Annotated in this window: 23 protein-coding genes; 5 read left to right on the top strand and 18 right to left on the bottom strand. The window is 58.4% G+C overall.

Features of this window, described 5'->3' with window-relative positions; translation table 11 throughout:
- Positions 1 to 75 precede the first annotated feature (75 nt).
- From pcaF to paaF, 5 genes are read right to left on the bottom strand one after another with little or no spacing between them, the layout of a single operon-like run.
- Positions 76 to 1287 (bottom strand): 3-oxoadipyl-CoA thiolase, encoded by a 1212-nt coding sequence (pcaF, locus tag ACZYSM_RS10910; protein ID WP_489071504.1) that lies wholly within the window; start codon positions 1285 to 1287, stop codon positions 76 to 78.
- Positions 1280 to 1729 carry a hydroxyphenylacetyl-CoA thioesterase PaaI gene (gene paaI / locus ACZYSM_RS10905; RefSeq protein ID WP_489071503.1) on the bottom strand — a complete coding sequence of 150 codons (450 nt, stop codon included), beginning with the start codon at positions 1727 to 1729 and terminating at the stop codon, positions 1280 to 1282. Before paaI ends, pcaF begins: the two co-directional genes overlap by 8 nt.
- The gene (gene paaH / locus ACZYSM_RS10900) at positions 1722 to 3239 is read right to left on the bottom strand and encodes a 3-hydroxyacyl-CoA dehydrogenase PaaH (RefSeq protein WP_489071502.1); all 1518 of its coding nucleotides are present in this window, start codon (positions 3237 to 3239) and stop codon (positions 1722 to 1724) included. The genes paaI and paaH overlap by 8 nt, the downstream gene beginning before the upstream one ends.
- A 3-nt stretch (positions 3240 to 3242) precedes the next feature.
- Positions 3243 to 4034 (bottom strand): 2-(1,2-epoxy-1,2-dihydrophenyl)acetyl-CoA isomerase PaaG, encoded by a 792-nt coding sequence (gene paaG / locus ACZYSM_RS10895; protein WP_489071501.1) that lies wholly within the window; start codon positions 4032 to 4034, stop codon positions 3243 to 3245.
- Positions 4035 to 4084: 50 nt separating this feature from the next.
- Complete coding sequence (gene paaF / locus ACZYSM_RS10890) at positions 4085 to 4858, bottom strand: 2,3-dehydroadipyl-CoA hydratase PaaF (protein ID WP_489071500.1); 774 nt, start codon at positions 4856 to 4858, stop codon at positions 4085 to 4087.
- Positions 4859 to 5215: 357 nt separating this feature from the next.
- Between paaF and paaY the strand changes: the two genes are divergently transcribed.
- From paaY to feaR, 3 genes are all read left to right on the top strand, one after another.
- Entirely contained in the window at positions 5216 to 5812 is a 597-nt protein-coding gene (paaY, locus tag ACZYSM_RS10885) for a phenylacetic acid degradation protein PaaY (protein WP_489071499.1), read from the top strand.
- Positions 5813 to 6029: 217 nt separating this feature from the next.
- Positions 6030 to 6953: a phenylacetic acid degradation operon negative regulatory protein PaaX gene (gene paaX / locus ACZYSM_RS10880; RefSeq protein WP_489071498.1), complete on the top strand. Its 924-nt coding sequence runs from the start codon at positions 6030 to 6032 to the stop codon at positions 6951 to 6953.
- A 102-nt stretch (positions 6954 to 7055) separates the two neighbouring features.
- A complete protein-coding gene (gene feaR, locus ACZYSM_RS10875) occupies positions 7056 to 7970 on the top strand; it encodes a transcriptional regulator FeaR (RefSeq protein ID WP_489071497.1) in 915 nt (304 codons plus the stop codon).
- A 334-nt stretch (positions 7971 to 8304) separates the two neighbouring features.
- Here feaR and tynA read toward each other — a convergent pair whose 3' ends face one another.
- Positions 8305 to 10593 carry a primary-amine oxidase gene (tynA, locus tag ACZYSM_RS10870; protein WP_489071496.1) on the bottom strand — a complete coding sequence of 763 codons (2289 nt, stop codon included), beginning with the start codon at positions 10591 to 10593 and terminating at the stop codon, positions 8305 to 8307.
- 301 nt (positions 10594 to 10894) lie between these two features.
- On the opposite strand from tynA, the gene ACZYSM_RS10865 reads away from it, so the two are divergent.
- Positions 10895 to 12394: an aldehyde dehydrogenase family protein gene (locus tag ACZYSM_RS10865; RefSeq protein WP_489071495.1), complete on the top strand. Its 1500-nt coding sequence runs from the start codon at positions 10895 to 10897 to the stop codon at positions 12392 to 12394.
- A 204-nt stretch (positions 12395 to 12598) separates the two neighbouring features.
- Here ACZYSM_RS10865 and ACZYSM_RS10860 read toward each other — a convergent pair whose 3' ends face one another.
- Entirely contained in the window at positions 12599 to 12865 is a 267-nt protein-coding gene (locus ACZYSM_RS10860; protein WP_489071494.1) for a hypothetical protein, read from the bottom strand.
- 354 nt (positions 12866 to 13219) lie between these two features.
- Here ACZYSM_RS10860 and ACZYSM_RS10855 point away from each other — a divergent pair, with 354 nt between their 5' ends.
- Positions 13220 to 14545 carry a sigma-54 dependent transcriptional regulator gene (locus tag ACZYSM_RS10855; RefSeq protein ID WP_489071493.1) on the top strand — a complete coding sequence of 442 codons (1326 nt, stop codon included), beginning with the start codon at positions 13220 to 13222 and terminating at the stop codon, positions 14543 to 14545.
- 57 nt (positions 14546 to 14602) lie between these two features.
- On the opposite strand, the gene fapF is transcribed toward ACZYSM_RS10855, so the two are convergent.
- The 11 genes from fapF to ACZYSM_RS10800 form a co-directional block, all read right to left on the bottom strand.
- The gene (gene fapF, locus ACZYSM_RS10850; RefSeq protein ID WP_489071492.1) at positions 14603 to 15877 is read right to left on the bottom strand and encodes a fibril amyloid transporter FapF; all 1275 of its coding nucleotides are present in this window, start codon (positions 15875 to 15877) and stop codon (positions 14603 to 14605) included.
- Positions 15878 to 15923: 46 nt separating this feature from the next.
- Positions 15924 to 16661, bottom strand: coding sequence for a fibril amyloid subunit FapE (gene fapE / locus ACZYSM_RS10845; RefSeq protein ID WP_489071491.1), 738 nt, complete (start codon positions 16659 to 16661; stop codon positions 15924 to 15926).
- Positions 16662 to 16694: 33 nt separating this feature from the next.
- Entirely contained in the window at positions 16695 to 17375 is a 681-nt protein-coding gene (locus tag ACZYSM_RS10840; RefSeq protein WP_489071490.1) for a C39 family peptidase, read from the bottom strand.
- 70 nt (positions 17376 to 17445) lie between these two features.
- Entirely contained in the window at positions 17446 to 18693 is a 1248-nt protein-coding gene (locus tag ACZYSM_RS10835; protein ID WP_489071489.1) for an autotransporter outer membrane beta-barrel domain-containing protein, read from the bottom strand.
- A 52-nt stretch (positions 18694 to 18745) separates the two neighbouring features.
- Positions 18746 to 19318 carry a fibril amyloid subunit FapB gene (gene fapB, locus ACZYSM_RS10830; RefSeq protein WP_489071488.1) on the bottom strand — a complete coding sequence of 191 codons (573 nt, stop codon included), beginning with the start codon at positions 19316 to 19318 and terminating at the stop codon, positions 18746 to 18748.
- The gene (gene fapA / locus ACZYSM_RS10825; protein ID WP_489071487.1) at positions 19315 to 19755 is read right to left on the bottom strand and encodes a fibril amyloid chaperone protein FapA; all 441 of its coding nucleotides are present in this window, start codon (positions 19753 to 19755) and stop codon (positions 19315 to 19317) included. The genes fapB and fapA overlap by 4 nt, the downstream gene beginning before the upstream one ends.
- Positions 19756 to 20084: 329 nt before the next feature.
- Positions 20085 to 20609 (bottom strand): AAA family ATPase, encoded by a 525-nt coding sequence (locus tag ACZYSM_RS10820; RefSeq protein ID WP_489071486.1) that lies wholly within the window; start codon positions 20607 to 20609, stop codon positions 20085 to 20087.
- The gene (gene pnuC, locus ACZYSM_RS10815; RefSeq protein WP_489071485.1) at positions 20606 to 21169 is read right to left on the bottom strand and encodes a nicotinamide riboside transporter PnuC; all 564 of its coding nucleotides are present in this window, start codon (positions 21167 to 21169) and stop codon (positions 20606 to 20608) included. Before pnuC ends, ACZYSM_RS10820 begins: the two co-directional genes overlap by 4 nt.
- Before the next feature lie 250 nt (positions 21170 to 21419).
- On the bottom strand, positions 21420 to 22676 hold the full coding sequence (glyA, locus tag ACZYSM_RS10810; protein WP_489071484.1) for a serine hydroxymethyltransferase: 1257 nt from the start codon (positions 22674 to 22676) through the stop codon (positions 21420 to 21422).
- A gap of 477 nt (positions 22677 to 23153) precedes the next feature.
- Entirely contained in the window at positions 23154 to 24689 is a 1536-nt protein-coding gene (locus tag ACZYSM_RS10805; protein ID WP_489071483.1) for a sigma 54-interacting transcriptional regulator, read from the bottom strand.
- A gap of 129 nt (positions 24690 to 24818) precedes the next feature.
- On the bottom strand, positions 24819 to 25733 hold the full coding sequence (locus ACZYSM_RS10800; protein ID WP_489071482.1) for a LysR family transcriptional regulator: 915 nt from the start codon (positions 25731 to 25733) through the stop codon (positions 24819 to 24821).
- Positions 25734 to 25751: the final 18 nt, after the last annotated feature.

Below are 25751 nucleotides of genomic sequence, written 5' to 3'. Positions count from 1 at the left end.
TTTCAGCCCTCCCGAAGGAGCGCTTTGAGTGCATGCCCCAAGGATACCTCTCGGCTCCCTGGGAATCGCGATTCTTTAGTGGGGTAGACGCTCGATGATCAGCGCTATGCCCTGGCCAACACCGATACACATGGTGCACAAGGCGTAGCGGCCCTGACGTTCTTCAAGTTCATGCAGGGCCGTGGTTACCAGACGTGCGCCGCTCATGCCCAGTGGGTGGCCGAGAGCGATGGCGCCGCCGTTGGGGTTGACCCGCGGATCGGTGTCGCTCAAACCAAGTTCGCGCAACACGGCCAGGCCCTGGGCAGCAAACGCTTCGTTGAGTTCGATCACGTCCATGTCGGCCAGGCTCAGGTTGGCCAGTGCCAGCACCTTGCGAGTGGCCGGGACCGGGCCGATGCCCATGATCCGTGGTTCTACCCCGGCGGTGGCCATGGCGACCACCCGGCCGCGAGCTATCAGCCCGTGGCGTTTGGCCATGTCGGGACTGGCCAGCAACAGTGCGCAGGCACCGTCGTTGACTCCGGACGCATTGCCGGCGGTGACGCTGCCGCCTTCGCGGAACGGCGTGCCGAGCTTCTGCAACTGCTCAAGGGTGGTGTCGCCACGCGGGTGTTCGTCATGCTCGACGACGTTGGCCGGGCCTTTGCGCTGAGGGATTTGCACTGCAACGATTTCTTTGGCAAAACGCCCGCTGGCCTGGGCTGCGGCGGCGCGTTGCTGGCTGCGCAGGGCAAAAGCGTCCTGATCGGCGCGTGAGATGTTGAACTGCGCGGCGACGTTCTCTGCGGTCTCCGGCATGGAGTCGATGCCGAAGGCTTTTTTCATCAGCGGATTGACGAAGCGCCAGCCGATGGTGGTGTCGAAGATCTCCGCCTGACGGGAAAACGCCTGTTCGGCCTTGCCCATCACCAGGGGTGCACGGGACATCGATTCCACGCCGCCCACCAACATCAGTCCGGCTTCGCCACAGCGAATCGCCCGGGCTGCGGTGCCGATCGCATCCAGCCCGGAACCGCACAGACGGTTGAGAGTGGTGCCGGGCACGCTGACCGGCAGCCCGGCCAGCAGTGCGGACATCCGTGCGACGTTGCGGTTGTCTTCGCCGGCCTGGTTGGCGCAGCCGTAGATCACATCGTCGACCGCATTCCAGTCGACCTGTGGGTGGCGTTGCATCAGTTCGCGCAGCGGCACCGCACCGAGGTCGTCGGCGCGCACGCTACTCAAGGCGCCGGCGTAGCGACCGATCGGGGTGCGGACCGCATCGATGATCAAGGCGTCATTCATTCGGGTTCTCCTGCGCCAGCACAGAGCCGCGCACTTTGTAGGACTTGCCATGGAACAGGGCGATCAACTGGCCCTGTTGGTTTTCAATGCGCACGTCGTAGTTGCCGGTGCGGCCCGAGCGGCTTTGCTCGATACAGTCGGCGATCAAGGTGTCGCCCAGACGCGCCGGTGCGATGTAGTCGATGCTGCAGCCGATGGCCACCGTGGCCTCGTTGTAGCTGTTGCAGGCGAAGGCAAACGCCGAGTCGGCGAGGGCGAACAGGTAGCCGCCATGGCAGGTACCGTGGCCCTGAATCATATCGGCGCGTACGCTCATGCCCAGTCGGGTGCTGCCGGGTGCCACCGAAAGCAGGCGCATGCCCATCGCCTGGCTGGCGTTGTCGCGCTCAAACATCGCTTGCGCGCAGCTGCTGGCCAGGTTCATTGCTTCATGGTTAGTCATGGAAAGTCCTCCCTTCAGCGACCCGGCGCCGCAACAACAGCGACGGTCGATAACGCTCTTCGCCGTAACTGGCGTGCAGGTTTTCCAGCACCTTGAGGATGCGCGAAAGCCCTATGGAATCTGCCCAGGCCAGCGGTCCTTGGGGATAGTTGACTCCGGCGCGCATCGCCAGATCGATATCAGCAGCTGATGCAACACCTTGCAGCAGGGCGTCGGCCGCTTCATTGGCAAGCATGGCGACGGTGCGCAGGACTGCGAGTGCCGGGCTGTCGCTGAGCAAACTGACTTTCAGGCCGGCCCGCTGCAGCAGCGCGACACCTTGCTTGAGAGCGGGCTCGGAAATGTCTGCCGAGCAACTGATAGCGATGCGGCCGGCGTGGCCATAGTCGAACGCCAAGTCCAGCAAGATCAGGTTACGCAGGCCATCCTCCCGGGCTCGTTGGCTAGCCATGCGTCCATCGCTCAAGGCCAGCACCGCGTCACCGATCCGCAGCAGACCTTGGCCATCGCGCTGGATGATCTCGATGCCATGCTCGCGCAAGCGCGGGATCAATCCCTGAGCAATGCCCATATGGCCTTCCACGACACAGGCTTCTATGGAAGCATCGCTGCTGATTTCAGCAGGTTGAGGGCGCTCGGCACCTTCGGCATAGCTATAAAAGCCATGACCGCTCTTGCGTCCCAGGTGCCCGGCCTCCACCAGCTCTTTTTGGATCAGCGAGGGCTGGAAGCGGGTATCGCCGTAATAGGCGTCGAACACCGAACAGGTCACCGCATAGTTGACGTCGTGGCCGATCAGGTCGGTCAGCTCGAAAGCGCCCATGGCAAATCCGCCGGCATCGCGCATCAGCGCATCCAGGGTCGGGCAATCGGCGGCGCCTTCCTGTAGCAGGCGCAAGCTCTCTGCGTAGAACGGTCGGGCCACGCGGTTGACGATAAAACCCGGTGTGGAGCGGGTATGCACCGGTTTTTTACCCCACGCCTTGGCGGTGTCGTAAAGGCATGCAGCCAGGGCTGGATCGCTGGCCAGGCCTGAGACGATTTCAACCAGTGCCATGATGGGCGCCGGGTTAAAGAAGTGCAGGCCGAGCAGGCGTTCTGGACGGTTCAGCTGTGCAGCAATACTGGTAATCGAGAGCGAGGAGGTGTTGCTGGCCAGAATGCAGCGTTCACTGCAGAGGCTTTCCAGCTGCCGGAACAGGGCGCGTTTGACCTCCAGATTTTCGACGATGGCTTCGATGATCAGCTCGCAATCGGCCAGGGCTTCGACGGCTTCCACTGCCTGCAGGCGCGCGACGGTTGCAGTCCGCGCCTGGGCCGTCAGTTTGCCTTTCTCGACCCGTTTGGCCAGTTGCCGGTCAATGCCATCAATGGCCTGGGCCGCTGCGCCGGGACGATTGTCCAGCAGCAGCACCGGGTGGCCAGCCTGTGCGGCGACCTGAGCAATCCCGGCACCCATGGCGCCGGCGCCGATCACCGCAACACGGGCGTTGGTGTTCAGTGCGGTCATGATTCAGCGCCCCTTGAAGACAGGACTGCGTTTTTCCATAAAGGCGCTGACGCCCTCACGGTAATCTTCGCTGCGCCCGGCCAGACGTTGCAGGTCTCTCTCTAGATCAAGCTGCTCATCAAAGCTGTTGCTCATGCTGGCGTTCAGGCTGCGTTTGATCAGTGCCAGGCCATAGGTCGGTTGGGTGGCCAGGTGACGGGCGAGCTTCAAGGCTTCATCGCGCAACTCGGCGTCCTCCACGCAGCGATAGATCAGCCCCCATTGTTCGGCGTGCTCGGCACTCAAGCGATTGCCCAGCAACGCCAACGCCTTGGCCCGAGCCATGCCGACCAGGCGTGGCAAGGTCCAGGTGCCGCCGGAGTCGGGGATCAGGCCGATTTTGCAGAAGGCTTGAATGAAACTCGCCGAGCGCGCCGCCAGCACCAGGTCGCACGCCAGCGGGATGTTTGCGCCAGCTCCTGCTGCCACACCGTTAACTGCGCAGATCACCGGCATCGGCAGATCGCGCAACTGACGGATCAGCGGGTTGTAGAACTTCTCGATGGACTCGCCCAGATCCGGCACCGCGCTGCCCGGCGCGACATCGCGGTCGCTCAGGTCCTGCCCGGCACAGAAACCGCGACCTTCACCGGTCAGCAGCAAGACGCGGACGTCCGGATTCCGTCGGACCTGTTTCAGCGCTTCTTTCACTTCGCCATGCATCTGGGCATTGAAGCTATTGAGCTGGTCCGGCCGATTGAGGCTGAGGAGGGCGACGCCGGCCTCGATGGAAAACAGGATGTGTTCGAAGTTCATGGTTATGGCGCTCTCTAAGAGGTCGTTCGAATCAGTGACGGATGACCGGGTTATTGCCCGGTGAAGGTCGGTGTGCGTTTTTCCTGAAAGGCCCGAATGCCTTCGTCGCGGTCGCGGGTGCCAGCCAGAAGGGTGAAAGCATGGCGCTCGAAACGCAGGCCGCTGGCCAGATCGGTGTCCATGGCCTTGAGCAGCGCTTCCTTGGCCAGGCGCACGGCCAGCGGGGCTTTGCCGGCAATGCTGCGGGCAATCTGCAGGGCGCGTTCGACGGTGAGTTCCGGTTGGGTCACTTCGCTGACCAGGCCAGCGCGTTGGGCCTGGCGAGCGTCGATCGACTCACCGGTCAGGACCATCTGCATCGCCATGGACTTGCCGACGGCACGCAGCAGGCGTTGGGTGCCGCCAGCGCCGGGCATGATTCCGAGATTGATTTCCGGCTGGCCGAAACGGGCGTCTTCACCGGCGATGATGATGTCGGCGTGCATCGCCAATTCGCAGCCGCCGCCGAGGGCGAAGCCGTTGACGGCAGCGATCAGAGGCTTGTTGAAGCGGGTAATGCTTTGCCATGAGGCCTGGCGTGGGTCGTCGAGAATGCCGACCAGATCACGCTCGGCCATTTCCGTGATGTCGGCGCCTGCCGCGAAGGCTTTGCGGCTGCCGGTCAGGACTACAGCGCGGGTATGGGGATCGGCTTCGGCGGCGCTCAGTTCGGTGGCCAGTTCACCCAGCAACAAGGTGTTGAGGGCATTCAGCGCTTGCGGGCGCTGCAGGGTAATCAGGCGGACGCCCGGCTCGATGAACTCGATAGCAAGGGTTTGAGGCATGGCGGATGCCCTCACGGTGCACGCTCGGCTGTGATGCCGGCTCATTGTTGGGTCGGCTCGGTAGGCCGGTTTTTCCCGAGTATACCTACAACGTGATACGTAAATGCAAGTTTGAAATTGATTTAACGTGTCTAATTGATGTGGTTTTGACTTTTGAGTGTCTGACCTTGAAGGTCTTTAAAAGAGGCCGTTTTGCCGTAATTACTGGTTTATAGGCAAAGATATGGGTGGGGTGACGGTGACGTTTCGAGGATTTTTATAAGTGATACGGTTTTTTGTCCTTTATGCTTATAAAGCGATGTGATACAAAATGATCCTTCATCGGCATCGCTTTGCGCTTTCTATAAGGAGTGCTCCATGACCTGCTATAGCCTCGATGGTCTGACCCCGGTGGTTGACCCCAGTGCTTACGTTCATCCTTCAGCCGTGCTGATTGGCGACGTGATTGTCGGTCCGCATTGTTACGTCGGGCCGCTGGCCAGCCTGCGCGGGGACTTTGGCCGAATCGTGCTGGAGGAGGGCGCCAATCTGCAGGACACCTGCGTGATGCACGGTTTCCCGGACAGTGACACCGTGGTCGAACGCAACGGACATATCGGCCACGGCGCGGTATTGCATGGTTGCCGGATTGGCGCCGATGCGCTGGTGGGTATGAATGCGGTGGTCATGGACAATGCCCGGATCGCCCCTCGCTCGTTCGTCGCGGCGGCGGCCTTCGTCAAGGCTGGCTTCGAATGCCCTGAGCAGTCTTTGGTGATGGGGGCTCCGGCCAGTGTCAAACGCACCCTCAGTGATGAGGAGGTGTCGTGGAAGCAGGCGGGTACCCGTGAGTACCAGCAACTGGCCAAACGTTGCCTTGAGCAGATGCACGTCTGCGAACCGCTGAGTGAGCCGGAACCCAATCGCCGACGTATCACAGACAGCGGCCTGCGGCCAAAAGGCGCGACGCAATGAGTGGCAAGCCCCCTGTAGCAGCTGGCGTAGCCTGCGTTCGCCTCGGAGTCGCGCCCGACCGACGCGGTCGTAAAACCGGCAGCCGTGTTACTTCAGGAAGAACGTATCGTCTGAATTGCGACTGCTTCGCAGCCGGACGCAGCCTTCGGCAGCTGCTACAGGTAGGTGAGCGCTTCATGAAACCGGTATATTCCCTCCTTTTTTCCTCGGTACGTCCATGTCGTCCCTGACACCTTTGACCCATCTTATTACGCGCTTTCAGGAGCAGACGCCGATCCGCGCCAGCTCCTTGATCATTACTTTGTACGGGGATGCTATCGAACCCCATGGCGGGACGGTCTGGCTGGGCAGTCTGATTCAATTACTTGAGCCGATAGGCATCAACGAACGGCTGATCCGCACCTCGATCTTTCGCTTGACCAAAGAAGGCTGGCTGACCGCCGAGAAAGTCGGGCGGCGCAGCTACTACAGCTTGACCGGTGCTGGCCGGCGGCGTTTCGACAAGGCCTTCAAACGGGTCTACAGCTCCACTGTGCCTGTCTGGGACGGTTCCTGGTGCCTGGTAATGCTCTCGCAGCTGACTCAGGACAAGCGCAAACAAGTGCGCGAAGAGCTTGAATGGCAAGGTTTTGGTGCGATCTCGCCGGTGGTATTGGCCTGCCCACGCAGCGACCGGGCGGATGTCAACGCCACGTTGCTGGACCTCGGCGCCCAGGAAGAGACCATCGTCTTCGAAACCACCGCCCAGGACGTGCTGGCCTCCAAGGCCTTGCGTTTGCAGGTGCGCGAGAGCTGGAATATCGAGGAACTGGCGACCCACTACAGCGAGTTCATTCAGCTGTTCCGACCGCTCTGGCAAGCACTTCGCGAGCAAGAAAACCTGCAGCCGTCCGACTGCTTCCTGGCACGGGTTCTGCTTATTCATGAATACCGCAAACTGCTGTTACGTGACCCGCAATTACCGGACGAGTTGTTGCCCGGCGACTGGGAAGGACGTGCCGCTCGGCAGTTGTGCCGCAACATCTACCGGTTGATCTACGCCAAGGCAGAGGAGTGGCTGAACAGCGCGCTGGAAACTGCTGACGGCCCGTTACCGGATGTCGGTGAAAGTTTTTATCGGCGTTTTGGCGGGCTTAAATAGCTCGTCATCGTTCAGGGAGAATCACTGTTCAGGAGATCCGAAACATCCCGATTTATCGTGGATTGGCGTAGATAATAAAAATAAGCCTGCGTGAGGCCTGACATGATTTCTACAACTGCACAGCGCCGTGATGGGTTTGATCAGTGGCTCAACCAGATCAATCAGATCTGCGGCGCCTTTAATGCGCAAACCCTGGGCTCCGGGTTTTCCGGCCAGATCCGGGAATACCAAAGCGGCGCGTTGAAGCTCAGCTTTGTCGATGCCTGCCAGGCACGGTTGTACCGCACGCCCCGGGAAGTTGCCGCTGGCGAAGGAAGCAAATACTTTGCGGTATTTCAGCTCGACGGCACTGCCGGTATGGCCCAGGGCGACAATAAGGTTTCGCTGTCAGCCGGTGACATCACGCTGATTGACGCTTCGCGCCCCAGCGACTTCACCTACAGTGAGAACTCCCGGCAGTTGTCGCTGATTTTGCCGTACCGGTTGGTCGAGCAGACCCTGCGCTTCAATCAGGTAAGGTGCGGTCACCGGATTGCCGCGACATCACCCATCGCGATGCTGTCTCACCACCTGATCCTGGATGCCACGCGCCAGAACAGCCTGAGCCAGCAGGAAAGCGAAGCGACCCTGGAGGCCGTTGTCAGCCTGCTGCGTCCGGCCATCAGTCATACCGAAGACTGCAGTGATTTGCATGAGCGTATCTTCCGCAAGACCCTCGGTTACATTGATGAGCATATTCGTTCGGAAGACCTCTGCCCTGAACTGCTGGCGCGGGAAGTGGGCATGTCGATGCGAGGCCTTTATCGAATGTTTGCCAAGAAGGGACTGGTCGTCGCGCGATACATCAAGAATCGCCGTCTGGATTTGTGCGCTGAATCCCTGCGCCAATCGGGAAAGGAGCAGAAATTGTCGGTACTGGGTTATTCATGGGGCTTTTCCGATTCGAGCTACTTCTCCACGGCGTTCAAATCCCGCTTCGGGATTTCTCCCGGGGAATACCGCAAGAAACATGCTTGATTGTGGTGGTGGTTGCTGAGTGAGTCGGACGCAGTCTTCTGATCCTAAATCCACCCCTCACCCTAACCCTCTCCCCAGGGGGGCGAGGGAACTGATCTTGAGTGCCTGTCGAGCTGCTGTGACCTGTGAAACCACGTCGACTATGGACTCAACGAATTACATTCAGGTCGCAGTACATCTTCAGGACCCCCCATTCAGTTCCCTCGCCCCTTTGGGGAGAGGGTTAGGGAGAGGGGTGGATTTTGAAACTGGTGAACAACCTGAAGCCTTCCTCGCAAAATGACGCTTAAATAATCGGCATTATCCGCTGGAGCCTCCTTTTTAAGTGCCTCCTTTACTTCGGTGCGTTCAAGTTCAGCGTTGGCGTTTCATCGAAGAAGTTCCAGGGCTTCAACAGCACATGCACCCACTCGGTTGGCATGATTGGCCACTCTTCGGCCCGAGCGATGTGGGTGGTGCCGGTGGTCAGCCAGACCACATCATCGGTATTTTCGATGGACTGGTTGTCCTTGGTGAACAGCCCCAGCCCCGCGTCTTTGTCTGAGCGATTAGGGTATTTACCCTCCGGGTACTTTTCCTCTGGATTGTAGCGAGTCACCCAGAGTTGCTTGTCCATGAAGCTCAGGCGGTGATAGAGCCATTCGTCCTTGCCAAAGTTGGCGCCTTTGGCAACCGGGTGAGTACCGCCAGCATAAGGAATCAACTGATAGGAAACCGGGTTGCCAACTTTGTTTTCCTTGCTGAAGTTGGTCATCAAGCGGACGGTCGAGGGGTCGAATTTCTGTGCGGCTTGCTGTTCGGTGCTGACGACTTGTTGCTCGGTCTGCATCGTGCTGGTCCGCGGCCCGCCACGGTCGTTCTGGGCAATCACCGGATTGACTTCAACCAGTGAGTTGTTCTCACCGTCCACATCCATGTCCAGTCGGAAGTTGTAGATGTGCTGGTGGGTGGTGCCCACGATGTTGTGGTCCAGAAGGGTGCCATAGCGTGTGTCTTCTTTCGCTGTCGCCTCATGCATGGTTTTGGATTTCACGCCCTTGACCGCTTCGATACCGGTGGCGCCGGCATCGATGCCGATGGTCCCGTTCTGTTGGAAGACCCAGTCGAAGATGTAGTCGTAGTTGCCGACGGTGCTGATCCAGCGGATGACCAACTCGCGACGCTCGGTGCTGAGGTTGGGCTGGCCCATCTCCTGGTGTTTATATTCCGGGCCGGCGTAGCGCTCGAACACCGCCATGGCGTGAGGGATCGAGGTCGGTGCGCCTGTGTAGTCAGCAATGGTGGCGTCCAGCAGCACGGCGTTTTGCGGGGCATCTTTGCCGCGTGCAATCGGCGAGGTCAAGGTGCCCATGCCGTAATCACCCGAATCCAGGTAGGCCTTGAAGTACCAGCCAACGTCAGGATCGCCATAAGGCACAATCATGCCGCCCAGCGAGCCCTCGTACATGATCTTGCGTTTCTTGCCCTTGTCGTCATAGGTGACCGTGGACAGGATCGGACCGACCCGCGAATCGAGGCGAACATGAAAGTCCCAGTTCTGCCAATGGATGCTGTTGCCGGTAATGGTGTAGTTTTTCCCCTCTGGCTCAATGATCTCCAGCGGTTTGACCTGCACTCCCTTGCGTCCACGACCATCATAGGGTGTCGGCTTCATCGGGACCGGGATGAGGGCCTCATCTTCGATCTTGATGAGCTTCTTTTGCTCCAGATCGACAATCGCGACCAGGCCTTCAATCGGGTGCGCCCAGTAGTTGCCGTCATCGGTATTGAGGTAACTGACGATTTTCAGGAGTCTTTTATCCTGCGCCAGGCCGTCTTTGCCGTCGAAGTAACCGACCGTCAATGGGGTGGCTACGACCTTTTTGACATCGGTGATGCCACGCTTGGCCAGTGCTTGCGCGTATTCGGGGCTCGATTCAATCGCTGACTGCACCGTAGCGAAGTCGTCCAGCAACACCATGCCGTGGGCGCCTTCGACAGGTGTCCAGGACATGAGTGTCTTGCTGTCGAGATCTACCAGGCCCTCGATGACGTGCTTGCCATCCAGAACAACGATATTGGCCTGGCGCGGCTGGGAGACGTTTTGCCCGGTATAGACAAAGTTCCAGACCTGATCCTTGGGTGGCGTATGGACGGACACTTCGGTGAAGCGAAAGCCCGGCCGATAGTTGTCCGATTTTTTGATGATATCGACTGCGCTCTTGATTTCGTCCGCGCTCAGGGGGTTAAGCGGGTTAGGGCGGGTCTCGACGACAAAGGTCTTGTCCAGTCCGGACTGGAACACCTGGTTGATGAAGTCCTTGGACATGAACGCGGTCTTGCCTTTGAACACCACCGGGACGGACAACTCCATCCGTTTGCCATTGAGCATTGCCACCTTGCTGTCAGGCTTGACCTTTACGTAGGCGCCGTCCTTGGCAATGACGAACAGGTTGGCATAGTTGTCCCATTTAACCGTGGCGCCAAACTCCTCAAGGGTCGATTGCAGAGGCACCATTTCGGCGGCTGCTCCATGGGCATCGGCCTTGGGCAACCAGCAAGGCAAGCCGAGCGTGCCTAAGGTGATGGCCAGCGCGAGTCGAGCAATAGGTTTTCTTTTTAGCAGCGCTACGGACGTGAACATTTCTGAGTTCCTTGAGAGAAGCCGAGGATAGGCACACCTGCACTTTGCTACAGCTGGAGGGTGGCTTCTTTTTGATTCCTGCCAGAAACCTTTTGCTCTGTGCCTAAATCGGCTCTCTGAAGCTGGACCGAGTAATCTGAATCGAGATTGGCATGGATAGAAACCTGTCTGGCACAGACGAGAAATCAAGCGCGCAATGGCTGATTTAGGCTCTGACTCAAAGCACTGCTACTCATGACCTGTCGTTGATGGGTATTGCGGCTGTGGAGTTATTTCCAATCATCAGCATGAGGCAAGGATTATGAACCACGATGGGATTGTGACACTGGGCAGTGTCAATTCTTTCTTGAAGCGAAGCCATGGCTTGTATATCGATGGCGGTTGGGTCAGCGCCCGGTCCACCAGCACCTTGCCGGTGTACAACCCCGCAACCGGTCTGCAGATCGCCTCTACCGCCGACGCCAATGAGTACGATGTGGAGCGTGCGGTGACATCGGCCCATAAAGCCTTTCTCTCGGGCATATGGTCCCGCCGCTTACCCGCAGAGCGCGAGCGTATCTTGTTGCGTTATGCCGACTTGCTCGAACGACATGCTGAAGAACTGGCTCAGCTGGAAACCCTGGAACAAGGCAAATCGATCATTGTTGCGCGGGCCTTTGAAGTGGGCTGCACATTGAACTGGATGCGCTATACAGCAGGGCTGACCACCAAGATCTCGGGGCGCACCCTGGACCTGTCGATCCCTGTTCCCGACGGTGCTCGATACACTGCGTATACGCGCAAGGAACCCATCGGTGTGGTCGCCGGGATTGTTCCCTGGAACTTCCCGCTGATGATCGGCATGTGGAAGGTGATGCCTGCCCTGGCTGCCGGTTGCTCGATTGTGATCAAGCCATCGGAGATCACTCCTTTGACGTTGATGCGCATGGCCGAACTGGCCACCGAAGCCGGCGTCCCGGCAGGGGTGTTCAATGTGGTGACCGGCAGCGGCAGCGTGTGCGGCCGAACCCTGACCAGCCACCCACTGATCAGCAAAATCAGTTTCACCGGTTCGACCGCCACGGGTAAAGGCATTGCCCGTAGCGCCGTCGACCGACTGACCCGAATTACCCTTGAGTTGGGCGGTAAGAACCCGGCAATCGTACTCAAGGACGCCGACCCGAAGCAGGTGGTTGAAGGCTTGATGATGGCCAGTTTTCTGAATCAGGGTCAGGTGTGTGCCGCGAGTTCACGCATTTACGTAGAGGCTCCTCTTTTCGACCGACTGGCGGGCGATTTCGAGTTGGCGGTCAAAGGGCTTTCGATAGGGCCGGGCATGGACCCGACCACTCAAATCAATCCGGTCGCCTCTAAAGCGCATCAACTGAAAATCGAGTCCTACCTGGCCGATGCTCGCACCCACCATGCCGAGCTGATCAGTGGCGCAAGGGGGCCGGACAATGAAGGTTTTTACGTTTCACCGACCCTGGTCATCAATCCCGAGGACCGCCTCTCGCTGACCCGAGACGAAGTATTTGGCCCCGTAGTGACCCTGACGCGGGTTACCGATGCCGAAGAGGCGCTGAGCAAGGCCAACGATACCGAATACGGGCTCACGGCCAGTGTGTGGACCCGCAGTTTGTCGGCGGCCATGGACCTGACACCCCGTATCGAGGCCGGTACGGTATGGGTCAACAGTCACACGCTGATTGATGCGAACATGCCTTTCGGTGGTTTCAAACAGTCTGGAAACGGGCGAGATTTCGGAGCCGATTGGCTCGACGCTTTCACCGAAACCAAGTCTATTTGCATACGACATTGAGCCCTCATTAAAGAAGAGGGGACATGGCGCAGGTGAAGCCGGGCGCTTGAGTCGGCGTAGAAAGTCGCCAATGGGGAGATTTCAATACGTTGATACACCGCCACGTCGCTTTCAAGCGTTAAAGCGAACGCGACGAAAGGCGGTATATCCAGAGTTGGGTAAGCGCATTGCGCGGATAACACTGATAGTGATCCGCGAGAATGCTTACTCCGGCATTGACCAGGATTGCAGTGTATAGCCTTCCTGGCTCAGCTCGGCGCGTGCCTCTTCCAACAGGCTTTCCAGTTGTGCCGGGTCGGAATAGGCGCTAATTGGAATCTGTTTGCGGCCAATATGGGTGTTGGTCCGGTCGATAACGGTCAGGCTGAGTTCGCCATTACCGTCTTGCGGGGCCCAGGCGACGCATTGAAAAGGCTCGAATGCGTGGCCGGCAATCAAAAGTGCTTCGTTGATGCGGAGCGGGGCGTTCATGGGGTCTTCTCTCTTTGTGCCCAAACAAGTGATGTGCCGTCGGTTGGGCTTACCGTTCGGCTGGTTACTTGTACTGATGCCCGCAGAGGTGGGGTAGGTCACATGCAATAGCGAGTTTTTTCAACTTTCTTTCATGGCCTCAACTTAAACAGCGGTTTTGAACGCTGAATGAAAGGTAGCAATTTCGTTAGGTAACTAACAAGGTTTGCTCTTATAGCGAATTCAGGAGGGTTTGGTATTAGTCCTATAATCAAACGATACAAGGCCGCTTCAAGTTCTTGCTAATGTTAATTTCATGTTTGCCAAACGATTGTTTCTAATAACATTTCTAAAATTTGGCGCCAAGGAACCGTCATGATCGAAGCACCAGCCTTACGACGATTGCTAGTGGTCGATCCCTGTGACGACTGTCACCTTCTGCTGCCTGGATTACGTACGATCGGTTGGGACGTCGACAGCTGTACGCTTGAGTTCGCCACGGATCGCCCCTGCGATGTGGGCTTGCTGCGGCTGCAGCCGTTTCACCTGGAGCGACCGGAGGCGGTCAAGGAACTGATCAGCCACAGCGGGACTGAATGGATCGCGGTGCTTAACCAGGACGTTCTGCGTTTGCAGAATGTCGGTGATTTTGTCTGCGAATGGTTTTTTGACTTTCATACCTTACCTTTCGATGTCTCGCGGGTTCAGATAACCCTGGGCCGCGCATTTGGCATGGCGCGGTTACGCGGGCGAGGTTCGATTCATGTCGACCAGCCGGAGCATGAATTGCTCGGTGACAGCCAATCGATTCGTGAGTTACGCAAACTGTTGAGCAAACTGGCGCCTACCGAGTCGCCGGTTTTGATCCGTGGCGAGAGCGGCACCGGCAAGGAGTTGGTGGCAAGAACCCTGCACCGGCAGTCGCATCGCCACAGCAAGCCGTTCGTGGCGATCAATTGCGGGGCTATCCCCGAGCATCTGATTCAGTCCGAACTCTTTGGTCATGAAAAGGGCGCTTTTACGGGTGCTCACCAGCGCAAGGTCGGACGTATCGAAGCGGCCCATGGCGGGACATTGTTCCTCGACGAAATCGGCGATCTGCCACTTGAGCTGCAAGCCAATCTGCTGCGATTTTTGCAAGAAAAACACATCGAGCGAGTCGGTGGCAGTCAACCGATTCCGGTAGATGTACGGGTATTGGCAGCAACCCACGTCGATCTTGAAGCCGCCATCGAGAAAAAGCTTTTTCGTGAGGACCTGTATTACCGGTTGAACGTTTTGCAAGTCGTCACCGCGCCGTTGCGTGAACGCCATGGTGACCTGTCGATGCTGGCCAACCACTTTTCCCACTTTTATAGCCAGGAAACCGGGCGGCGTCCGCGCAGTTTCAGTGAGGACGCGCTGATCGCCATGGGTAAACATGACTGGCCGGGCAATGTGCGTGAACTGGCCAACCGTGTTCGCCGTGGGTTGGTCCTGGCCGAGGGACGGCAAATCGAAGCGCGGGACCTGGGGTTACTCAGCCATCAGGCAATTGCAGCGCCCATGGGAACTCTTGAGGACTACAAGTACCGCGCCGAACGCCAGGCACTGTGCGATGTATTGAATCGCCACAGTGACAATTTGAGTATCGCGGCAAGAGTGCTCGGTATTTCGCGGCCTACCTTCTACCGCTTGTTGCACAAGCACCAGATACGCTGACGTTCAAGCTTCAAACGACAAAGCCCGCCGAAGCGGGCTTTGTCGTTTGAGTGGCCATTAGAAGTAGTACGGGAATTTCAGACTGAAGGAGAAGGCCGGTGCGTCCTGGGTCAGGCCGATGGCGAGGTTGGGGACTATCGTCAGTTTGTCGGTTGCCGCCATGGTCAGGCCGATGTTGAAGTTGGCAGCGTTGTAGTCGCTGTCCGGGATTGATTGCCAGTCCTGGCCGCTTGGTTTGACTTTGCTTTTGCGGGCGAATTGGTCGGAAAACGAAAACGACATACTCATCTTCTCGTTCAAGGCAAACGCAATGCCGGCGCCGATCTGCCAGGAATCGCCCAGTTTCACATCTCCCGGGACCGTGGAATTTACAGTGGGGCTGATATCGCTGAAGGAATCCTGCATGTTGTAGGTATAGGACAGGCTGCCGAAGAGCACGGCAGGGTCGTAGGTCTTGACCAGCGAGATACCCGGGGTAATCGACCAGACACCGTTGCCGGTAGGGAGTGACTGAGGTACCGACAAATTGTCGTTGCCCGGGTCCTTGATCAGCTTGATTCCGTACGGATTTTTACCGGTCGGCGCCTTGACTCGCAGAGTGACGACCGCGTCGGGCAGGCTTTCCGATTCATCGAGGAACTTGTAGGCAACACCAAAGTTGACATCGCCTATGGTCGGATCGCGCTTAACAGTGGCGTCGGATGAGACCGGGGCTGCGCCTCCTGCACCACCAGAGGAGTACGTCGATTCTCGATAGACGACCGGGACGTTGAGGTCGAATTGCCAGCGTTGCGCCACGTTGTAGCGGCCTGTCAGGTCCAGGGTCCAGTTGTCGGCCTTGATGCGGTCAATGTTGATGTTGCCGAGAAAAATCGAGTCAAGAGCCAGAAAGCCATTGAGCACCAATGCACGGGTATCATAGTGGGTATAAGTCATGCCCGTTTCGAGACTGAACTTGCCGCCACCGAAGAAGCCGCTGGCTTCGTCATACAGGTTGGACACGCTTTGCGCAGGTCCGGAGTCGTCCTTGAGCGACTGCCCATACGAACTGGTCCCAGGGGCACCCGTGGCCACAGTCTTGGCGCCTGCGGTCTGTTCGGCAGGGGAGCGGGTCAGGCGTTTGGGAGCAGGTGTTGCAGGTGTTTCTTCGACTTGTTTAACGCGCTGCTCAAGTACCATCAGCGCGTTCTGTTGTGCTTCGTAACGCTGTTTCAGCTCCATGAGTTCTTGTTTTAGGGCTTCTACCTGGGGATCCGGTGCTGCTTGCAGCAAAGTGGCCGGGACCAGGGTACTCAAACAAACGACAGCTCTGAACGCGAACGATCTGTGCATGGGTTAGCCGTCCCTTCTGACTACATTTGATGAGACTCAGCGTAGATCAGTATCCGAGAGTGTGTAGGCCTTTTAGTTGGTCCAGATTGCAGTCCAGCGCCCCGACGGTCGGCAGGTTGTTGCGCAGGACGACATTGAGGGACGTCAGGTTGTTCACCTGGTTTCTTCCGCCGAGCAAGGTCGCGTTCTGCAGCAGGCCGCCCTGGGCAAGGCGTTGCACGGTACTGCCCTGATTGTTGTTGGCCTGGATGCTCAACTGCACGCCAGCGCTACTCGACGACATACTGAAGGCCCCGGCACCGTTGGAGGCGGACAGGGTCGTGCCGGCGGTCAATGGCTGGCCCTGGGTATCCATTTGTGGTGCCTGGTTGGCTTCTTTGACGTTGATGTCGACATTGTTGTAGGCGCTGTTGTAGTCGCCGGCGGCGCGCACGACCTGGGTTACACCCTGGGTGCTGCTGAGGCCGCCGCCGCTGACATTGCCGGAACCCTGGGAGACCGGTGAACCATCACCTTTCTTGTCGATCATCGACACATAGAACTGTGGCTTGATGGTCGATTCTTGAATCTGCATCGAGGAGGTTGCCCCGATCATGTCACCGCGGGCATTTTGCCAGGTACTGGTCATGACAACCCCGAAACTGATGATCCGGCCCGGCATGACAAACCGGCCGCGAAGGGTCGCCAACTCCTGATCCTTGAGTTCAATCGGTTTGAACGTGAGTGCTTGTGTTGGCAGGCTGGCGGCCAGGCAAACGACGGCCAGCCAGTATGGAGTCTTCATTGGATACTCCCGGAGCTTCGTGCTCCCTTGTCATTAGAAGAAGTCGCTCTGGATGAATCCGAAATCCATCAACTCTGCGTCCCGCACCGGGCTGAAGGCGTTGATGCGGTTCTTGGCGGTCAGTGGCAAAGGAGGTTCGCGCAAGACGTTGGTCTTGTCGTAGCCCTGGCCTATGACGGCGAAGATGATGCCGTTCCAGCCTTTGACAAAGTCGTCGAACTTGAAGCGTTTGTGACCGAGTACCGGATCACCGATATACACCCAGTCTTTCTCCGCTTTTTGCATGACCACGAAGTGCTTGTAGCCGCGGATGTCCATGAGCACGATGACCGGAATCGCGACACTGGTCAGACCTTCCGGCGATACCCGGTAACCACGGGCCCGCATGCCGATACTTTCCACGTAACGCTTCATGTCGAGCATGGAGAAGCCTTGGACGCGGACCAGATTCTGGTCGGAGTGAGCCAGCATGCCTTCGATGATTTGGGCCTCGGTTACGTCCAGCCAATAGGCCTGGCGCAATACGGTCGCCAGGGAAGCTGCACCGCAACTGAAGTCGGTTTTCTGTTGGACCAGGTCGGCAAATTTGCGCTCACGCATGCTCTGGACCGGTTTGAAAACGACCGCTCCACCTGGCAAGACGGAAAGCGGCATTTGTCCCGCTTCGCTCAGGCCAGCCAGAAAAACCAGGAACACCAGGGCGAAAATGCGCATGATTGGATGCCTTCGTGCAAGAGTGAAAAAAAGCCCCCCGAAGGGGGCTCTCCAGACTCTGGAGCTTTGTTTACAGGCAGGTTCTGCAACCGGATGCAATGGACAGCGAGTTGCTTTGTTGGTTGCCAACACCGGCAGCCACGTTGACGCCCAGGTTGCCGCTGCCACCATTCACCGAACCGTTCAGGTTGGCAGTGTTGGTCACAGGGTTTGCCCAGCCAGTTGGGGTCAGCACTTGCCAGGACACGGTGTTGCTCAAGTCAAAGGCGCTGGATTCGCTGAAACTTTGCGATTTATTTTTCGATTCACTGCCAGAAGCGGCGAACGATGCGCTGGCCGATGCGTCGCGCGATGCGCTGCTCGATGCGCTGTGCGATGCGCTGTTCGATGCGCTGTGCGATTTGTCGATCGATGCTTGGAGCGATGCGTCGATATCTGCATTGAGATCCACACTGCTGCTGCTGTGGTGCCAGCCATTATTCCTGCTAGCGCTAAAGTCCACGTCCGCGTTCACATCCAGATTAGCATTCACAGCAGCGTGCGAAGCAGAGGCGCTGGCAGAGGCGCTGGCAGAGCGCGAAGCAGATGCCGTAGCTTCGTGCGCAGTAAAGGCCGCAGCAGCGCGCTTGGTAAAGTCCGAAGCAGAGTGCGATGCGGATGCCTCTCTGAAAGACTCATGACCGCTGGCTGAGACGGTACGCGACAGCGTATCCACGCGGAACGTCCGATCGGCGTCGTTATCCACCCTCAGGCCTGGGCCTGATTGATCGGCACTCGCGGTTGCAGTAGCGTGCTTGCCGCCAGACACAGCGATCGCCATGGTGTTTTTCTGTTGGTTAAGGTCGCCAGCAGCCATGTTGATACCCAGGTTGCCGCTGCCGCCGTTAGCCGAACCACTCATATTGGCGCTGTTGTTGGTGGATTGGTTGTAGACCTCGTTGTTGTTTTGGGTTTGCGTGACCTTGGCGGTTGCCACCACAGACCCAAAGACAAATGAGCCATCGCCGCTGGCAATGGCGGCAGCGTTGTCTTGTTGGTTGCCGTCGCCTGCTGCAACGTTGACGCCCACGTTACCGGAGGCGCCCGTGGCCGAGTTGGTCATGTTGGCAGTGTTTTTAGTCCCTTCATTGCTGATGTAGTTGCCAGTGCTGGTTTGTTTATCTGTAGCGTTGGCAGTGGCGCCAGCATTGGTGGTGTCTTTTGGATTTACGTGATGATGATGATGCTCCTCGTCACCACCCTGGCCAGCTTGTACAGCAATAGCCATTACCGCAGCGATTGCGAAAACCAGAGGCTTGAGTGCCATTGAAGGTTTCATGCTGATTCTCCGTACTTTATTTTAGGTTAAGTGTTGTTTTTTACCTTTTGGGTCAATCCGCGACCCGTACGCTCAGGGTGTTGGCCGTTCGGTTTCCCACCCCGGCGCTCTGATTCAACTGGATCACCCCACGGCTACCGGTGAAGGCCTGGTCGCTGGTAGCGACCTGGCGATGGCCAGGAGTAAGATCCGTTGAATCGGAGTTGTTGAGCAGCGCCACGTTCTGTTGCATGAGGACGCTGTCGTCGATACTTTGCGGCGTAGCACTGATGCTTATCCGCAGGGCGTTGGCTTGCTGGTTGCTGGCGCCCGAACTCTGGTTGACCCCCAGTACGCCATTCCCGTTACTGAAGGCGTTGCCTTTAATGGCTGACTGGGCATCGATCCTGGGATCGACCTGAGTACGCAACCGTTGGCGAATCTGCGTGGTGGCGCTTGCGTCGGTGTCAATGGCGATGGCTCGGGCGTTGGCCTGTTGTTGCTGATCGCCGGCAGCCTGGTTGACCGAGAAGTTGCCCTGGTACTGACTGCCGGAGTTGTCGATGGTGGCCGTATCGATGACAGGAGGTTGGGCAAAGGTCGGCGCACTGCAAAACATGGCCAGAATCAGCAGAGTGCGATTCATTTCATTGTCCCCCCGATAACATTCAGACTGCCCAGGCCTTGCTGGATGGTGCCGTCGATCCTGTTGGCAATGCCGTTGCCGGAGCCTGCGGAATGTCCTGCGGACAAGCCGGGCAGCTGTGACTGACCGTTGATGCTGCCGCTCAGCGTGCCGGTGGCTTGAGTGATCGTGCCGGCGATGCTTGCACCGCTGCTGATGCCAGAAATGTCACTGTCCGACAGTTCATTGGTTGCACTGATGACTTGTTTGGACGGGTTGGCATTGACGGTCAGGGGGTTAGGGTCGGGAACCATGGGCGGGCGAGTCGCGTTACGCGTTTGGACTTCCCGCTGAATGACAATGATCCCATCGGCGGCCTGGACAGGCAGACTGATACTCGAACCCAATGCACATCCGATCAGCAGGAGGCGAAAAATGCCTTTATCAATATTCCCCACAACGGCAATTCCTTCTTAAAGTGCGCTGGCCCTTCTCAGCGTTGTGAGGAAGAGAGCAGAAGGTGTGCCGCTTTTTATTTTTATAGTTAAAACAGTGGGTTGTGATTCTTTGTGGCAGGAGTCAAAATTTGTTGTAACGACGCTGAGACAGATTGCCGGGCATTGCGCCGTTGATCTGTCCGCAATTGCTCATCATGGACTGTGTGGATCGACTGTTTCAGTTGATTAACACTTTGCCCCCGGCGAGGCTTGAGCCGATTCATTTGGCGGGTTTGTGGGTAGGAGAGTGTTTCAGGAATGGACATTTTGCCGGGCGGGGCGTGCTGAAGTCAGGCGCCCAGCAGCCGATTAACCGCCTCGAATGCATCGCGCCTGCGCTGTACCCAGTCGCCACGCAGCATCTGGTAAGTCTGCTGGTGCCGGTCGAGCCAATCGCGACTGGCCTGGAAAAATGCCTGGCGATCGGCAAGATCCGGCTGACAGCGTTGACCGTCGTCAGTCCAGACGACCGCCTCCGGGCTGAGCAGCAGGTGCAGATCGTAATGCCGGGACAGCAACGCCTGCTCAACCCAGGCCGGGCAGTCGCCAAACAGGGTTTGGCTCCAGAGCATATTGCTCAGCAGATGAGTATCGAGAATCAGCAAGGCCGGCAATTGCGCCCGAGCCTGGTCTTCCCAGGCCAACTGCCCGTTGGCGATGGCCGGGATGTCGGCCAGGCAGGTATCGCGAGGATTCTGCTCAATGAAATAACGCACATACTCGCCCACCAGCAGCCCGCCGAACCGGGCTTGGAGCTCTGCCGCCAGCCAACTCTTGCCGCTGGACTCCGGACCGCTCAAGACCAGCACTTTCATGCGCGCAACGCCGGATCAACGCGCCATTCCCGCCAGCCTTGTACGGCCAGCAGAGTAAACAGGCCATAGAGGGCGGCGGTCAGGTACAAGCCCTTGTAGACGAACAGACCGACGAAAATCACATCAACCGCGATCCACAGTGGCCAGCACTGCACACGTTTCTGTGCCATCCACATCTGCGCGACCAGACTGAATCCGGTCAGTGCGGCGTCCAGCCATGGCTGAGCCGCATCTGTCCAATGGGCCATGGCGGCTCCCAGCAGCAGACTGCCAACTGCGCCGACGGCAAGGCCAAGCAGCATCGATTGAGTGTCCAGTTGACTGGCTGGCCGTCCATGCCGAGTCTCGCCCGCGCGAGTCCATTGCCACCAGCCATAGAGCTGCAAGGCGGCATAGATCACTTGCAGGAGCATGTCCGAATACAGTTTCACCTCAAAGAAGATCCAGCTGTAAAGCAGCACCATGACCAGCCCGATCGGCCAGCACCAGGGGTTCTGTTTGACTGTCAGCCAGACGGCGATCACACCGAGTGCGGCGGCAAACAGTTCAAGCCCGGACATGCGGATTCCTTGGAGAAGTCGAAGAGGGGGCGGATTGTAACCGGGTGGGCGCCGTCGCAGGCTGCGGCAGCTCTTATAGAACTAGAAATAGCTCATTTTAATAGATGGCTTTTTGTAGGCGCTGAGCTTGCTCCGGGCGGCGTTCCGACGATGGCGATTTCAAAGACGCCATCGCCGGCAAGTCGTGCTCCTACATCGACTGAGTACGCCCGTGAATGTCCGAGCGCACCCAAAACCGTAGCCCGTTGCTTCAGTCGCGGTAGACCGGAAAGTCCGCACACAACGCCGCCGCTTTTTGGGCGACTCGCGCCTCGAGATCGGCGTCACCAAGGTGATCAAGGATGTCGCAGATCCAGCCCGTGAGCTCGATGCACTGGGCTTCCTTGAAGCCTCGGCTGGTGATCGCCGGGGTGCCAATCCGCAGGCCCGAGGTCACGAATGGCGACTGTGGGTCGTTCGGTACGGCGTTCTTGTTCACGGTGATTCCGGCGCGCCCAAGGGCGGCGTCGGCGTCTTTGCCGGTCAGGCCTTGGCGAATCAGGCTGACCAGGAACAGGTGGTTGTCGGTACCGCCGGAGACCACGTCGTAGCCGCGCTCGATAAAGACCTTGGCCATCGCTTGGGCGTTTCGGATCACTTGTGCCTGATAGACCTTGAAGCCGGGCTCCAGCGCTTCCTTGAAGCACACCGCTTTGGCGGCGATGACATGCATCAACGGGCCGCCCTGACCGCCGGGGAATACTGCGGACTGGAGTTTTTTCTCAAGGTCCGGGTTGGCCTTGGCCAGGATCAAACCGCCACGAGGACCGCGCAGGGTTTTGTGGGTTGTGGTGGTAACCACGTCGGCATACGGCAGCGGGTTAGGGTACAGGCCAGCAGCCACCAGGCCGGCGACGTGAGCCATGTCGACAAACAGGTAGGCGCCGACTTTGTCCGCGATCTGACGGAAGCGTGGGAAATCCAGGGTTTTCGAGTACGCCGAGAACCCGGCGATGATCATTTTCGGTTTGTGCTCGACCGCCAGACGCTCGACTTCGTCGTAATCGATCAGCCCGGTGGCGGTGTCGATGCCGTACTGCACAGCGTTATAGAGCTTGCCGGAGAAGCTGACCTTGGCGCCGTGGGTCAGGTGACCGCCGTGGGCCAGGCTCATGCCGAGTACGGTGTCGCCGGCGTTCAGCAGCGCAAGATAGACCGCTGCGTTGGCCTGGCTGCCGGAGTGCGGCTGGACGTTGGCGTAGTCGGCACCGAACAGCTGTTTGGCGCGATCGATGGCCAGTGCTTCGACCACATCGACGTGCTCGCAGCCGCCGTAGTAGCGTTTGCCAGGATAACCTTCGGCGTACTTATTGGTCAGGCCACTGCCTTGGGCTTCCATCACGCGTTTGCTGGTGTAGTTCTCTGAGGCGATCAGCTCGATGTGATGCTCTTGCCGGGCTTCTTCTGCGTTCATCGCTGCCAGCAACGGGTCGTCGTAGCCTTTGATCTGGTCGTGCTTGCTGAACATGGCGCATTCCTCTGGATTATTGTGAGTGACCGCTACCGGTGGCTGGGCAGCGAGCCTGACTGAACAGGTTCTATAGCAAGTCAGGTGCCAGTTGCATATACCTGTTTTATATCAATAGCTTATCGATTACTCGAGAGAGGTGACGTGAATACAAGTGTACTGATTTCAATACAGGGCTTTTATTGAACAAGGCTTAACGATGCAAGGCCCAATGCCCGTCAGTTAAGCAATTTCAGGTTCAGCGCTTCCCCCGTAGCAGCTGGCGAAGCCTGCGTCCGGCTGCGCAGCAGTCGTAAAATCAGGCACTGCGGTATTCCAGACAAACTGTAGAAGCAGGATTTGCGACTGCTGCGCAGCCGGACGCAGCCTACGGCAGCTGCTACGGTTTGCGTAACGTCGCGAGGGAGGAGCGATGGGCGGGACTGTCTTGAATTCCATACACTGTCGCGATTTCGCTACAGGGGTTCGGCGCCATGATCAGGCTTTGCCGGGAATACCATATTTGCGCAGCCGCTGAGCGATGGCGCTGTGGGAGGTCTGTAGACGTGCGGCCAATAGACGGCAAGAGGGATGACTGCTGTAGAGCTGTTGCAGAAGATTTTTTTCGAAACCTTCGACCGCGTCCTCCAGGCTGCCGATTTCACCGTCCTGTTGCCACGCCACTGCAGTACTGGCGATATCCAGGTCCTCGATACCCACCAGCGGACTCTCGCACATCGCCGCGGCGCGAAAAATGATGTTCTGCAACTGACGTACATTGCCTGGCCAGCGGTTGCCGAGCAACGCGGAGTAAGTCCCGGGAGCCAACTGACAGGTGGGACGTTGAATCTGGCTACAGGCTTGCTGCAGGAAGTGCCGGGCCAACAACAGGATGTCATGGCCGCGCTCGCGAAGCGGTGGCACCTCCAGATTGAGCACATTGAGCCGGTAGAACAGGTCTTCACGAAAACTGCCTTCGCTGACCATTTTTTCCAGATCGCGGTGGGTGGCACTGAGGATGCGCACGTTGACCTTTACTTCGCGATCACCACCGACCCGGCGGAAGCAACCATCGCTTAAAAAGCGCAGCAGTTTGGCTTGCAGATAGGGCGACATCTCACCAATTTCGTCGAGAAATACCGTGCCATTGTTCGCCAGTTCGAGCAGCCCGAGTTTGCCTCCACGTTGCGCGCCGGTGAAGGCGCCCGGGGCATAGCCAAACAACTCGCTCTCGGCCAGGCTCTCGGGCATTGCCGCGCAGTTAAGGGCCAGGAACGGTGAGTCACGCCGCGCGCTGATAGCGTGGCAGGCGCGGGCCACCAACTCTTTACCGGTGCCGGTTTCGCCCTGGATCAGTAGCGGAGCGTCGAGCGCGGCCACACGTTGAGCCCGGGTTTTCAGGGCTTGCACTGGCAACGAGTCGCCCAGTAGCGAATCGAAACCTTCAGCGTGGTCGTGATGAAGCGCGGCCAAGCGTTCCCCGATGCGGTTTGGCAAATACAACGTCAGCAGCCCCCCCGCCAGCGGCTGCTTGCCCTGGTCGCCGGTTTCGCTGATCGGCATGGCATCGAGCAGCAAGCTTTGGCCGTTGAGGGTCACTTCACGCATCGGCAGGCGATAACCGTGTTCGATCAGCAGAGCTTGCAGGGTTTGATCGTCGAACAGCGCCGTCAGTGGTTCACCGATCGGTTCGCGACCGCACAGCGCGATCAATGCCGGGTTGGCCAGCAGCACATGGCCGCCGCCATCCACCGCCAATACCGGGTCGGCCAAGGCCGCCAACAAGGCATCCAGTTGCAGGCGTCGGCGTTGACCGGGGAGGATGTCGACCACCGTCACGGTTTGTACACCCTGCACCCGCAAAAAGGCATCGCGCAGTTCCCCCAGTACATCGGCGTCGAGGGTCGGGGCGTCGATATACACGTTCGGCGGGACCATCTCGACCGCATCCAGATTGAGCTTGCGTGCGCCAAGCAAGGCGAGCACTTCCTGGGTGATGCCGACGCGGTCGATGAACGTGACGTGGATGCGCATAGGGAACCTGAAAAGAATACGAACGGATCATTGAGGCGAATGAGTATGCCGGGACTCATTCGATTATGGCGAGGAGGTTGTCACCGGGTGGCTGACACGTGGCTGCCAGCGCCGGTGACTCGCGGGTACTCAGGCATGGGCCTCATTGCGTGCAGTGGCCGCCAGGTCTTCAAGGAAGACCCGCAGAATCGGCGGCGGGGCGACGCCGCGCCGAGTGATGACATCGAACGGCGACATCAGTCGCAGGCTCTGCGGTGCCAGTTGCTGCATGTCGCCGGTTTTGACCCACTGGGCGGCGAAGTGCATGGGCAGAAAGCCGAGATAGGCACCCGAGATGATCAGAATGGCCAGCGCCTCGATGTTGTCGACGGTGGCTGCGGCTTTGCTGACCCCCAGATGCTCAAGGTCGTATTGCTGCATGAAACCCCGGGCGACGACACGGCTCTCGCCGATCTCCTCGAGCAGCTCGTCACTCTCGGCTTTGCAGCCAAACAGCGGATGACGCCGACCGCAGTAAAGTCCGAGAGCTTCTTGGTAGAGCGATAAATACTCCAGGCCGGGGACGTGGATCGGAAAGTGCCCGATGGCCAGATGCAAACGGCCATCAAGTACTCGCTCCTCCAGCTCCGCAGGTGTGCCGACATACACGTTGAGGTGCACATCGTGCCCTCTGGAGACGAAGCGCTGGGTGGTTTTTGGCAGAGGTGAGTCGGGGTCGGTGATGGTTGAATCGATAATGCCCAAATTGAGCTGACCGGTGATGTGCTGCTTGAGCACATCGGTATCCAGGCAGAAATTGTCCACGGCCGCCAACAGGCGTTGGCTCGACTCGTAAACCGCCACGCCTTGTTCGGTCAGGCGAAAGCCACTGCGCCCACGTTGGCAGAGCTTCACGCCGAGCCGGGTTTCCAGCTGGCTCATCTGTTCGCTGATGGTCGACTGGCCGACATTCAGCGCCGCCTGGGCAGCGGAAAAGCCGCCGCATTTGACGATGGCGGCAAACACCCTGAGCAATTTCAAGTCCACGTCGTGCAACTGATTCAACCCCAACCTCCTGCTTGT

Source organism: Pseudomonas sp. F220 (genome assembly GCF_057813935.1).
Note: the sequence above shows the minus strand (reverse complement) of the source record. Positions and strands in the feature narration are given on the sequence as shown.